Annotated in this window: 11 protein-coding genes; 5 read left to right on the forward strand and 6 right to left on the reverse strand. The window is 36.0% G+C overall.

Going from position 1 to position 11,943, the window contains the following annotated elements; translation table 11 throughout:
- Positions 1-565: 565 nt before the first annotated feature.
- From ACFSQS_RS15375 to ACFSQS_RS15395, 5 genes are all read right to left on the reverse strand, one after another.
- The gene (locus ACFSQS_RS15375) at positions 566-1,081 is read right to left on the reverse strand and encodes a gamma carbonic anhydrase family protein (RefSeq protein ID WP_388020996.1); all 516 of its coding nucleotides are present in this window, start codon (positions 1,079-1,081) and stop codon (positions 566-568) included.
- A 190-nt stretch (positions 1,082-1,271) separates the two neighbouring features.
- Positions 1,272-2,006 carry a LytR/AlgR family response regulator transcription factor gene (locus ACFSQS_RS15380; RefSeq protein ID WP_388020998.1) on the reverse strand — a complete coding sequence of 245 codons (735 nt, stop codon included), beginning with the start codon at positions 2,004-2,006 and terminating at the stop codon, positions 1,272-1,274.
- Between the two features lie 48 nt (positions 2,007-2,054).
- Entirely contained in the window at positions 2,055-2,390 is a 336-nt protein-coding gene (locus tag ACFSQS_RS15385) for a GIY-YIG nuclease family protein (protein WP_388021000.1), read from the reverse strand.
- Positions 2,391-2,510: 120 nt separating this feature from the next.
- The gene (locus tag ACFSQS_RS15390; RefSeq protein WP_388021002.1) at positions 2,511-3,083 is read right to left on the reverse strand and encodes a hypothetical protein; all 573 of its coding nucleotides are present in this window, start codon (positions 3,081-3,083) and stop codon (positions 2,511-2,513) included.
- A gap of 213 nt (positions 3,084-3,296) precedes the next feature.
- Complete coding sequence (locus ACFSQS_RS15395; RefSeq protein WP_388021004.1) at positions 3,297-5,471, reverse strand: histidine kinase; 2,175 nt, start codon at positions 5,469-5,471, stop codon at positions 3,297-3,299.
- 237 nt (positions 5,472-5,708) lie between these two features.
- Between ACFSQS_RS15395 and ACFSQS_RS15400 the strand changes: the two genes are divergently transcribed.
- Positions 5,709-6,866, forward strand: a complete 1,158-nt coding sequence (locus ACFSQS_RS15400; protein WP_388021006.1) for a vWA domain-containing protein — start codon at positions 5,709-5,711, stop codon at positions 6,864-6,866.
- A 172-nt stretch (positions 6,867-7,038) separates the two neighbouring features.
- Here ACFSQS_RS15400 and ACFSQS_RS15405 read toward each other — a convergent pair whose 3' ends face one another.
- Positions 7,039-8,043 carry a PorP/SprF family type IX secretion system membrane protein gene (locus ACFSQS_RS15405; RefSeq protein ID WP_388021008.1) on the reverse strand — a complete coding sequence of 335 codons (1,005 nt, stop codon included), beginning with the start codon at positions 8,041-8,043 and terminating at the stop codon, positions 7,039-7,041.
- A gap of 145 nt (positions 8,044-8,188) precedes the next feature.
- Between ACFSQS_RS15405 and ACFSQS_RS15410 the strand changes: the two genes are divergently transcribed.
- From ACFSQS_RS15410 to ACFSQS_RS15425, 4 genes are all read left to right on the forward strand, one after another.
- Positions 8,189-9,091, forward strand: a complete 903-nt coding sequence (locus tag ACFSQS_RS15410) for a NifU family protein (RefSeq protein WP_388021010.1) — start codon at positions 8,189-8,191, stop codon at positions 9,089-9,091.
- 96 nt (positions 9,092-9,187) lie between these two features.
- A complete protein-coding gene (locus ACFSQS_RS15415; protein ID WP_388021012.1) occupies positions 9,188-9,388 on the forward strand; it encodes a dodecin family protein in 201 nt (66 codons plus the stop codon).
- Positions 9,389-9,468: 80 nt separating this feature from the next.
- Positions 9,469-11,574 carry a thioredoxin domain-containing protein gene (locus tag ACFSQS_RS15420; RefSeq protein ID WP_388021014.1) on the forward strand — a complete coding sequence of 702 codons (2,106 nt, stop codon included), beginning with the start codon at positions 9,469-9,471 and terminating at the stop codon, positions 11,572-11,574.
- Positions 11,571-11,927 carry a DUF1304 domain-containing protein gene (locus tag ACFSQS_RS15425; protein ID WP_388021016.1) on the forward strand — a complete coding sequence of 119 codons (357 nt, stop codon included), beginning with the start codon at positions 11,571-11,573 and terminating at the stop codon, positions 11,925-11,927. Before ACFSQS_RS15420 ends, ACFSQS_RS15425 begins: the two co-directional genes overlap by 4 nt.
- Positions 11,928-11,943: the final 16 nt, after the last annotated feature.

The raw sequence follows: 11,943 nt of genomic DNA on the forward strand, positions 1-11,943 counted from the left end.
GTTTTAAAAAGTCGTCGTTTAATAAATCGTCTTTGTTCATCGTGTATAAAATTTAAATTAATAAAAAAATATCGAGGGTTGCAACCCTCGATATTTTTAAACTTTACACACTTTGTGAGATACTACCATGTTATTGGACTTGACAACGTAGTTTGTTGCAACAAGCCCTGAATTTAATGAGCTAGTATCAGACCTGAAAACCTTTAAATTTGAAGAACCGCCAACAGTAAAAGTTATTGAGTCCACACAGGTTGTAACAATTGAAAAAGTTAAATCTGTTTTCCCACCTTCTTAAAGTTACTCGAGTTTGCAATTCGCTTCAAACTAAACAGAAAAAGCACGAAAAACAACACACTTATAAAACTTAACCACATTTATTCCAATTTCTAAATTCAAAACATTGAATTTAGCAAATATAAAACGATTGGAAACTGAAGATTGATTATAGCAAACATGTCCGTGTTAACGATTAAGGCATACTCAGACTCCGCTCAGTACAGGTTTGTTGGAGCTCGCCGACGCAGGAGGAAGCGACTGCCGAAAGCGCGACCCTTGTGGTAATGCTCTAATCTTTAAACCAACCCGAGTATTTTATATAATTGTTGGCGATTCGGTTTATTTCGCCAGAGATGAGTTCTTGACTAATATCCTTTACTTTTTTTGCTGGAACGCCCGCGTAAATACTGCCGGCTTCTACCCTCGTATTTTGTGTTACAACCGCGCCTGCCGCAATAATGCTGTTGCTTTCTACAATGCAATCGTCCATAATAATACTGCCCATGCCCACCAAAACATTGTTGTGAATGGTGCAACCGTGCACGATGGCATTGTGCCCAATAGAGACGTTATTGCCAATGTTTGTGGGCGATTTTTGATAGGTGGCGTGTATAACCGCGCCGTCTTGCACGTTTACTTTATTGCCCATTTTTATGTAATGGACATCGCCGCGAATTACGGCACTAAACCATACGCTGCATTGGCTGCCCATTACCACATCGCCAACAATGGTAGCGTTTTCGGCAATGTAACAATCGTTTGGTATTTGTGGAGATTTTCCGTTTACTGGTTTTATTATTGGCATGAGTTAGAATGTTTTTTAATTCCCGCGCAGACGGGAATCTCATAAATTGGAACTAAATTTACTAAAAACAAAACGATTTCGAGCAAAGCAAGAAAAAACAATAACAGAAAGAGATCTGTAATAATATTTAAAAGAGATTTCCGCCTTACTGAAACAAGTTCAGCATATGTTGCGGTAATGACAAAAAGGGTTATTTGAAATACGACAATAAGTTTGATTTTTTTGATGCAGAAACCATAATTTCCTTGCCATTGCTAAGTAATACGCTTCCGCCTTTGCCTTTCATGTATTTTACAACTTCGTTTACATTTACTACATACGATTTGTGAACACGAGCAAAACCACTATCCTTTAAAATAGCTTCAAAATATTTTAGTGTTTTACTTACTACTTTCTTTTTATTGGTGTTTATGAAGATTTCGGTGTAATTATCGTCGGCTTTACAATACAAAATATCGGCTGTATTAATAACCTCAAAACCGTTTTGCTGCGGAATTGTGATTTTACCATTTACCGTATTTGTTTTTGGAACTAATACTTGGTTTTGAAGTGCCTCTTCTTTGGTTTTTATTTCGGTAACATAATCGACTGCTTTTATAAGCTCGTCGATTGAAATGGGTTTCATTAAATAATATGAGGCGTGGGCGTTTAATGCGTCTATGGCGTAATGATTGTATGCGGTTACAAATACGGTTTCAAAATTGATGTCGCCTACTTTATCGAGTAAATCAAAGGCATTGCCATAAGGCATTTCTACATCGAGGAACACTAAATCTAAATCGTTGTTTCTAATTAATACCAAGGCTTCTTCAACATTTTCCGCTTCGCCCAAAACCGTAACATTTGGGCAGTATTTTTTGAGGTAATTCTTTAGAATTTTTCTGCTGGTTTCTTCGTCTTCGACTATGATTGAGCTTAGTTTCATACTGTTTTTTTATTATTTTAATTAGATTGACAATTGATAAACTTAATGTCAGTCTGAGCTTGTCGAAGACTTATCTCGTTTATCTGGTTGCCCAAATTTTGAATAATTCTTTGAGAACTCTATCAAATCGTCCCAATTTTCATCAATTAATGCTTTTTTCTTTTTTTGAGACCAACCTTTAATTTGCTTTTCAATTTTAATGGCTTCACTTGGGTTTGTGCATTGTAAATACCATTTTAGCTTAATTGGTCGTCTTGAAAATGTATAACCATCTGCTTTATAACCTGATTTATGTTGATTGATTCTTCGTTCTAAATCATTAGTCATTCCTGTGTAATAGGTACTGTCTGAACAAAGGAGAATATAAACGTAATAGTATTTCATTCTTATTTATGCATTAATTAATCGTGCTTCGACAAGCTCAGCATGACAAAGCGTTTCAATTTGTCTTTATTTATATCGTTTGACTATGATTGCGGTTAGTTTCATGTTTTTAATTTGCCACTAATTATTTTTTATTTTTTTCAACTCTTTGATTTGATTTTTTGTTCTTAAATATTCATTTGCAATGTTAAATCTTTCTTCTTCAACCAATGGCAGTAAATTCAAATCATTTATATATTTTTCTTTATCCTTACTACTCATTATTTTTAATTGTTTTATATATGCTTTTCCTTCCGAGCTATTTTTATAATAAATCAATCGATTAAATAATTCGCAACAAGGGTCGGTTTCTTTCTTGTGCCCTTTATAAAGTAATGGGAAAAGTCCACCCATTTTTTCTAAAACTATTTCGTCGTTCACCAAATATATTTCAATAACGGCATCAACAAATGCATTTTCATCATAATGGCCTTTAATTTTCTGAAATCCATTAGAATCTTTTTCATAATAATTGAAGAAAGTCTCATTTCCATTTTCCATTAAAGTTTTTGTTGATTCTATTTTGGCTGTTTTTTCATACGCCATAATAGTTTTATCAATCTCTTTAACCCAATCCTCACGATTATCTATAATTTCATTTTGACAAGAAACCAATAAAGCAATATATACAAATCCTAATATTTTAATTTTCATCAAATAATGTTTTTTTATTTATGTATAAATTGATTGCGCTTCGACAAGCTCAGCATGACAAAGCGTTTCAATTTGTCTTTATTTATATCGTTCGACTATGATTGCGGTTAGTTCCATGTTGACATTTCTTATTTTCTATTTCTATTATTTATTAGTCACTCGTAATCAAGATCGAATTTAAGCTCCCTCCTTTGGAGGGTTAGGGAGGCTTTTTTAATCCTTTTTAAGCGTTACAATTACTTTAGTTCCCGTATCATCTTCATCTTGAAAATCGGTAACAGAAACATCGACTTTATCTTTGTACATGGCGTTTAAAATGGATACGCGTTTTTTTATGTTCCCCATGCCTTTTGAGTTTTGCTTTTGCTGGTTTTTGGTTTTCAGGGCTTTCGATTTTTGGCGCCCAATGCCATCGTCGGTAATGGTTATTTTAATTTCATCGGGCTTGGTTTGGGCTATTGAAATGTTTAAGTGCCCTTTGGTTTTTTTGTACCGCAGCCCGTGCCAAACCGCATTTTCAATATAAGGTTGCAACAGCATGGGGGGAATTACAAAATCGTTTACATCTATATTTTCATCAACTGTAATGCTGTAATCAAATTTATCTTTAAACCTAAAATGTTCTAATTTGGTGTAAAGTTCCAAAAGCTCAATTTCTTTTTCCAAGGGAATAAAATCTTCTTCACTATTCTCTAAAACGGCGCGCATCAATAATGAAAAATCGGTTAAATATTTGTTTGCCGTCCGCTCGTCGTTTGAAGCGATAAAACTATTTACCGAGTTTAGTGCGTTAAAGATAAAGTGCGGGTTCATTTGGCTGCGCAGGGTTTTTAATGCCAACAAATTGTTTGCCAACCGCTGTTGTTTTATGTAATTGAACATTAAAAACGCGGTAACCAACAGCAATATTACGCCACCGATTAGAGAATAGATGATGAGTTTTTGCCGGCGCGCCTGCTCGATATTAAGTTGGTATTTGCTTTCGGACAAGGCCCTGTCGCTCTCCAAACTTAAAATCCGGTTTTGCTTGTTGACGATGTCTTTACTGAATCGGGCGGCTTGCGAAATTTCCTGCTCTTTTTTAGAATAGACCTTATCGACCAAATCGACGTATTGTTGGTAGGCGACCAATGCTTTATCGAACTCGCCGGCATCGCGATACACTTCAGATAATTTTCTGGTGGCATCTTTCTGGACGATTAAATCTTCTTTGTCGTCGGCTTCTTCAATGCTTTTTTCAAGATAGCTAATGGCTTGCCCAAAATCCTTTTGCAAAGCATAGGCATTGCCAATTTTATAGTTTTGTTTTTGTGGTGTTAAGGCGCTTTCGTTATCGAAAACCGAATCGGTTTCTATTTCGTTTATATCTTCTAAAGCTTGTTTTCTCAATTCAATTTCGCTGGAATAATCGCTTAAATTATTCTGAAAATCGGCGACTTTAATTTTCTCTTCAATGCCTCTTTTTTTGTTTTGGGTTTTAGCCAGTTTTAACGATTCGTTAAAGTAGCCCTTTGCTTTTTGAGACTCCCCTTTGGCATCATAAACCTGAGCTATTTTAGAATTTAAGTCGGTTACCTTTGGGCTTATCAAATGCTTTTTTGCCACGTTTAAACCCTCGGTATAAGCATCAATTGCCGCATTAAAGGTTTTGGTGTTTTGGTGCACATCGCCAAGGCCTTCATAAAGTGTTACCAATTCCCAATTAGAGAGTTCGGTTTTATCGATATCGTTGTAAGTAGCCAGACTTTCCTGGTAGTTTTTATTAAGCTGATAGGCTTTTGCCAATTTAATTTTAACGGTATTATTTGCTCTATTTTGAATGCTTATTCGGTAATTTGAAACGGCCAAATCGTACTGTTTCCAATACAAATACACATCGCCCAAAACCTCGTAGGCTTCGCTATTTTCTTTTACCGATCGGCTATTTTTTAAAGCATCTGCTATAAACTGAATACTCTTTTTGGCGTCTTTTTTTAAATACACTTCGGCAGAATCGATAAGCGATTTAAAGATTTGGACACTTCCTCTCGATTTAAAAAGTTTGCTTTTGTATTCATCCATTTTATTGGGTTGTACCTCAACTTTAATGCGCTCGCTACTTTTTATGGTGTAGTAAACGGTTTCAAAATCTTTGTGCCGAATGGTAAGCTCGTCGCCTTTTTTGGCTTCAATCCTAAACTCGCCCAAAGCATCGGTTGTGGTGTACGCGCCACCGCTAACCTCGATATTTACATCGGGGATGGGTTTATAAGTGTCGCTTTCAATTACAGCACCGCGTACCGTAAAACGTTTTTCTTGGTTTACAGCATCGTTGCGTTGCTGCCCAAACATAAAGCCCGTGCTAAAAACGAGGTATAAAAAGATTAAATATTTTACCAGTACATTCATTTGCAGTTTAATATCGATAAACTTACGCACTTTCTTTGTTATAATAAAATGAGGGTTTTAAAATACCGTTGTTTTTTAAGATGAAAAAGGGACGTTTGCGCATTTATAAGTTTCATTCACTCATTTAAAATACTGCCTCGCTCATTCGTCTTTTTTTAAGAAGAAAGTTGCTTTTAGTTTTGCGCTTATCAAAAAGTCCATCATGGGCATCATTAAATCAAAAAAACGAAAAATATTATGAAAACTTATTTTAAAACACTCCTTTTTGGCATGGCGCTAATTGGTTTTACAGCTTGCAATGCAAACAACAAAAAGACAAACACAGATTTAGCTCAAGCAGAAATAACAGTACAAAAACCCAGTAAACAGTACATTAAGGTGGCACTTTTATTAGATACCAGCAATAGCATGGACGGATTGATAGACCAAGCCAAAGCACAACTTTGGGATATTGTAAACGAGTTATCGTACGCCAAATGCGGCAACAATAAACCCAATTTGCAAATTGCTTTGTACGAATACGGCAACGACAGATTGAATGGCGACGAAGGGTATATTAGGCAGGTTTTAAGCTTTAGCGAAGACCTAGACGAAATTTCAAAAGAGCTATTCTCGTTAACCACAAATGGCGGTGAAGAATATTGCGGACAGGTAATACAAACCTCATTAAACCAATTAAATTGGGGTAAAAATCCTGACGATTTAAAGCTCATTTTTATCGCAGGAAACGAACCTTTCACGCAAGGAAAAATCAATTATAAAGACGCCTCAACAAATGCGAAAGAAAAAGATGTAACTATTAATACTATTTTTTGTGGCGATTACAGACAAGGCATCAATATATCTTGGAAAGATGGTGCAAGTTTAACCAATGGCGATTATATGGCGATAAACCAAAACAATGCCACGGTACATATTGCCTCGCCTTACGATGATGATATTTTAATTTTAAACCAAAAATTGAATAAAACCTATGTGATTTACGGTCAAGCCGGAAGTCAAAAAATGGCGCTTCAAGCCGAACAAGATACCAATGCTAGCTTGTACAGCAAAGCCAATGCAGTAAGCAGAACGGTAAGTAAAAGCTCGCATTTGTATAAAAACAAATCTTGGGATTTAGTAGATGCCGAAGCCGAAGAAGATTTTAAATACAATGATTTAAAAGCGAGTCAATTGCCAGAGGTTTTAAAAGGAAAATCGGAGGCTGAAATTAAAGCTTATGTGGCCAAAAAACGTATTGAGCGAAAGCGTATTCAAAAGCAAATCCAAGATTTGAACAACAAGCGTAAACTGTATGTTTCAAATCATAAAAAAGACACCAAAAACGGCTTGGAAAATGCGATGACCAAAGCCATAAAAGAACAAGCCAAGAGAAAAAAATATAGTTGGGATTAAAAAAAACTCGTCATTACGAAGGAAGTATGACTGAAGTAATCTTATAAATTCAAACTTGTTGTCTTAAAATATGCCGATAAGAATAAACAGATTGCCACGTCGTCCAGACAGCTCCCGATAGCTATCGGGACAGGGCTCCCTGTTAATGACAGTTATTACTTTACTTCAAAATTTAATTTACCGCAGGGCACCTACACTCGTACTTTTTCTTTTTGCAAGCAAAATTAAAGCCCAAGGTTAATTGATGAAACCCACCATTGGTAAAAACCACCGAGTTATTTTGATAGGTGTACGTGTAAGCAAACATAAATTGTTTGTAGTCAATGCCTAAAATAGGCGTGAATTGTTGTAGTCTTTGGCTTTTTACCGTATTGGAATTAATTAAATACTCAGCACCATCAAAACTTTGTCTGTACGATATGCCGCCCCAAACTTTACCAAAATCCATGTTTTTATAAACTTTAGCATTTAAATCTATTGCAGCTTCTTTGGTGCCGTCTTTATACTGGAACATTACCGAAGGCTCGTAGCTCCAATCGCTTCCTAATTTTCCAAACACACCACCAACCGAAAGCAAATAACGCCTTAAATTACTGGTAATTTCAACATCGTTGTTAACGCCGGCATTTTTCAACACGTTTTTAACTGTGGCATGCGCATAATAATCTAAAAAGTGGTACGAAAAGCCCAAATCGATGTTAAAATTGGTTTCGTTTTGCACAATACCATCAATAATAGGATCTGGCCCATCAAACAAAAAGGTGGTTTCGTCTAGCTTATATTGAATAAAACCCGCACTAATGCCAAATGAAAGCATATTTAAGTCGATTTCGTTTCTAGAAAACATAAGATGGTGAGCGTAGGTTGCATAAGCCCCGGTTTGCGAATGATATCCGTTTTTATCGGTAAACAAAATACCGCCAATTGCAGATGGGGTTTCTCCAATTCGCCCGTTTAAACTTAAAGTGGAAAGCCTAGGCGCATCTTCGTGCCCAAACCATTGCTGGCGCGAGGTTAACCTAACCTTAGAGCAATTGGCAATACCCGCCATAGACGGATGGATAAGGTAGTAGTTATCTGTTAAATAATCTGTATATATTGGTAAACCTTCTTGCGAAACTGCGGTGTGCGTTAGCAATACGCCAATGGCAACCATAATGATATTTTTCAATTTCATAAACTTTTTTACCAAGTAGGTTTTTTGGGGGTTTAATACAAACGTTTATATTTTCAATAAATTACATTAACAAATAAAAATACAAAACTCAAATATATGCATATCTTGGTTTTCTTTTAGTATTTTTGTAAAAAAATTAGCTAAAATGAACACTTTCAAGGTTTCTGTGCAAGAAACAGCAAACAATGCCATAGTAAAATTTGAGGTCAACCAGTTTATAACAAAACACCAAAGTTTTGAATTTAACAATATCGACGACGCAAAACCATCCCCGCTGGCCCAACAGTTATTTCATTTGCCATTTGTAAAAAAGGTTTACATGTCTAGCAATTTTGTAGCTATTGAGCGTTATGATATTGTAGAGTGGCCAGATGTACAAAACGAAGTTGCCCAACAAATTGAAACCTATTTAAACGATGGCGGCGTTGTAGTTGAAGATGCCAAAGCCCCAAAAAAAGTACCCGTAACGGTTTATGCCGAAAGCACTCCAAACCCATCGGTAATGAAGTTTGTGGCTAATAAAAAAATAGTAACAGCACTTTTTGAGTTTACCTCGATAGACGATGCTAAACTATCGCCATTGGCCACAGAATTGTTCCATTTTCCGTATGTTAAAAGTGTTTTTATTGACCAGAATTACGTGTCCATTACCAAATACGATAGGGCAGAGTGGCAAGACATCAATATCGAACTGCGCGAGTTTATTAGAAGTTATATTGAAAACGGAAAAGAAGTTGTTTTACCCGAAGCTGTCAATGCTTTAAAAAAATCCAACAACCAGCTCAATAGCCAGATTGAAAACCTAGACGACACTTCAAAAGAAATCGTTAACATTCTAGAGGAATATGTAAAACCAGCCGTAGCGAGCGATGGTGGCAATATTCAGTTTATTTCTTACGATGCTAAAAGCAAAAACGTAAGTGTTATGCTTCAAGGGGCATGCAGCGGTTGCCCATCGTCAACTTACACGCTAAAAAGCGGTATTGAAAATATGCTTAAACAAATGCTTCCGGGAAAAGTCAATACCGTTGAAGCCATAAACGGATAGATGGTTTTTTAAAGGCACCCTGATTAACTACCCTGTTTAAAAAAAAATAAGTATCTTTAAAACAGCGAGTTAACAATAACCTTTAAAAAATAAATTATGTCTGTATTAAAAGTAATCGAGATTTTGTCGAACTCAGAAAAAAGTTGGGAAGACGCCACTAAAAAGGCAGTAAAACACGCCTCAAAGAGTGTAAACAATATCCGTTCGGTATATGTTCAAGACCAAAGTGCCATTGTTAAAGATGGCGAGGTTACAGAATTTAGGGTAAACTTAAAAATCACTTTTGAAGTCAACTAAAAATATCGGCTTTATTTTAAAATTTAAGCGTTCGTAAATAGAACGCTTTTTTATGCTCAATTTTCGCTAACTTTGACACCATGAAGTACACTACAATAGCCCTGTTTTTTATCGTGTTAATAAGCTGTAAAGGACCGAATGCCGAAACCATGAAACATAAACACACAAACAATCTTATAAACGAAACGAGCCCGTATTTACTACAACACGCTCACAATCCGGTAAACTGGAATCCGTGGAATTCAAAAACCCTAACCCAAGCAAAAGAAGAAAACAAACTTATACTAATTAGTGTAGGCTATGCAGCTTGCCATTGGTGCCATGTTATGGAGGACGAAAGTTTTAAAGACAGTTTGGTGGCACAGGTTATGAATAAAAATTTCATAAATATAAAAGTTGATAGAGAAGAACGGCCAGATGTGGACCAAGTTTACATGAATGCCGTACAGCTCATGACGGGCAGTGGCGGCTGGCCACTAAACGTTATTGCATTGCCCGATGGCAGACCCGTTTGGGGCGGTACGTATTTTAAAAAAGAACAATGGATGGATGCTCTGGAGCAAATCTCTAAACTGTATGTTGAAAAACCCGATAAACTATACGAATACGCAGATAAATTAGAACAAGGCATCAAAGCTCTAGATGTGGTTACCTTGAATACCGATGCCCCTGTTTTTGAAAAAAACTATATAGACGAAGCACTAAACCATTGGTCTAAAAACTTTGATGATAATTACGGAGGGATGAATAGAGCACCAAAATTTATGATGCCCAATAATTATCATTTTTTGCTCAGATACGCCTATCAAACCAACGATAAAAAGCTACAAGACCATTTAAACCTAACCTTAACCAAAATTGCTTACGGTGGGGTTTTCGATCAAATTGGTGGTGGTTTTGCTAGGTATTCGGTCGATACGAAATGGCATGTGCCTCACTTCGAAAAAATGCTTTATGATAATGGGCAATTGGTAAGTTTATATGCCGATGCGTATCTAATAACAAAAAACAAACTATATAAAGATGTTGTAACCGAAACGCTGGAGTTTATTAAACGCGACATGACAACAGGCCACGGTGCCTTTTACTCCTCGCTAGACGCCTCCAGCAAAACACCAGAAGGCGAAATTGAAGAAGGTGCATTTTATGTTTGGACCAAAGACGAACTTAAATCGGTTTTGGGCGACGCATTTAAAATTTTCTCTGATTATTACAACATAAACAATTACGGCTTTTGGGAACACGGTAATTATGTGTTAATTAGAAAAGACGACGATGCAACCGTTATTAAAAAACACAACCTATCACTCGACGCTTTAAACAAAAAGAAAAGCGAATGGAAAAACAAGCTTGTAAAAGCACGTAATAAACGCACTAAACCAAGGCTGGACGACAAAACATTAACCTCTTGGAACGCCATAATGCTTAAAGGTTATGTAGATGCTTATCGGGTATTTGGTAATGAAGATTATCTCGCTTCCGCGGAAAAAAACGCCAACTTTATTATAAACAATATGTTACGTGAAGATGGCGGGTTAAACCATACATACAAAGACGGAAAAAGCACCATTAACGGGTATCTTGAAGATTACTCGGCAGCCATAGATGCTTTTTTAACACTTTACGAAAGCACTTTAAACGAAACCTGGTTAACCACTTCTAGAGATTTGGTAAACTATACCTTCGATCACTTTTTTGATGAAAAAAGCAAAATGTTTTATTTTACCTCAAACGAAGACGAATCGTTAGTTTCACGAAGCATCGAATATCGCGATAATGTAATTCCTGCCAGCAATTCCATAATGGCTAAAAACCTGTTTAAGCTATCGCATTATTTTGATAACGAACATTACAGCAAAACAGCAATAAGTATGCTTAATAATGTAAAACCCGAAATGTTGGAATATCCTTCTGGATATTCAAATTGGTTCGATTTAATGCTTAATTATGCACTACCATATTACGAGGTTGCCATTGTTGGCGCAGATGCTAAACAAAAAATAGAAGAATTAAATAAAACGTATCTGCCCAATAAGTTAATTGCTGCAAGTACATCTGAAAATAATATGCCTTTGTTGGAAAACCGCTACAATCCAGATGGCACCTATATTTATGTATGCGTAAATAAAGCCTGTAAACTCCCAGTTACCGAGGTAAATGATGCTATAAAATTTTTAAAAGAATGACACTTTTAACAACCCTTTTAATAGCTTTCGTAGCCTTAGAGCATCTCTGTTTTTTAATATTGGAAATGTTTTTATGGACCACCCCAAAAGGCATTAAAACATTTGGGTTAAAATCTAAGGGTTTTGCCGAAGAAACCAAAGTGTTGGCGGCTAACCAAGGCTTGTACAATGGGTTTTTAGCTGCTGGTTTGGTATATTCCATCATCCAAAAAAGCATAGATACAGCTATTTTATTTTTAGTTTTTGTGACTTTTGCAGGTATTTATGGGTCTTATTCTACAAAGCAAATTAAATTGTTTTATGTGCAAAGTATGCCTGCTATAGTTGCGCTTATTACAATGGTTTTCAACTAAAACAATAAAAAAAATT

Source organism: Gelatiniphilus marinus (assembly GCF_042684345.1).
GTDB lineage: Bacteria > Bacteroidota > Bacteroidia > Flavobacteriales > Flavobacteriaceae > Gelatiniphilus > Gelatiniphilus marinus.

Excerpts from the sequence above, each read along its gene's own strand:
- ACFSQS_RS15425 (WP_388021016.1), top strand. The coding sequence starts at position 11,571 with ATGACACTTTTAACAACCCTTTTAATAGCTTTCGTAGCCTTAGAGCAT.
- ACFSQS_RS15420 (WP_388021014.1), top strand. The coding sequence starts at position 9,469 with ATGAAGTACACTACAATAGCCCTGTTTTTTATCGTGTTAATAAGCTGT.
- ACFSQS_RS15385 (WP_388021000.1), bottom strand. The coding sequence starts at position 2,390 with ATGAAATACTATTACGTTTATATTCTCCTTTGTTCAGACAGTACCTAT.
- ACFSQS_RS15410 (WP_388021010.1), top strand. The coding sequence starts at position 8,189 with ATGAACACTTTCAAGGTTTCTGTGCAAGAAACAGCAAACAATGCCATA.
- ACFSQS_RS15395 (WP_388021004.1), bottom strand. The coding sequence starts at position 5,471 with ATGAATGTACTGGTAAAATATTTAATCTTTTTATACCTCGTTTTTAGC.
- ACFSQS_RS15375 (WP_388020996.1), bottom strand. The coding sequence starts at position 1,081 with ATGCCAATAATAAAACCAGTAAACGGAAAATCTCCACAAATACCAAAC.
- ACFSQS_RS15400 (WP_388021006.1), top strand. The coding sequence starts at position 5,709 with ATGAAAACTTATTTTAAAACACTCCTTTTTGGCATGGCGCTAATTGGT.
- ACFSQS_RS15415 (WP_388021012.1), top strand. The coding sequence starts at position 9,188 with ATGTCTGTATTAAAAGTAATCGAGATTTTGTCGAACTCAGAAAAAAGT.
- ACFSQS_RS15390 (WP_388021002.1), bottom strand. The coding sequence starts at position 3,083 with ATGAAAATTAAAATATTAGGATTTGTATATATTGCTTTATTGGTTTCT.
- ACFSQS_RS15380 (WP_388020998.1), bottom strand. The coding sequence starts at position 2,006 with ATGAAACTAAGCTCAATCATAGTCGAAGACGAAGAAACCAGCAGAAAA.
- ACFSQS_RS15405 (WP_388021008.1), bottom strand. The coding sequence starts at position 8,043 with ATGAAATTGAAAAATATCATTATGGTTGCCATTGGCGTATTGCTAACG.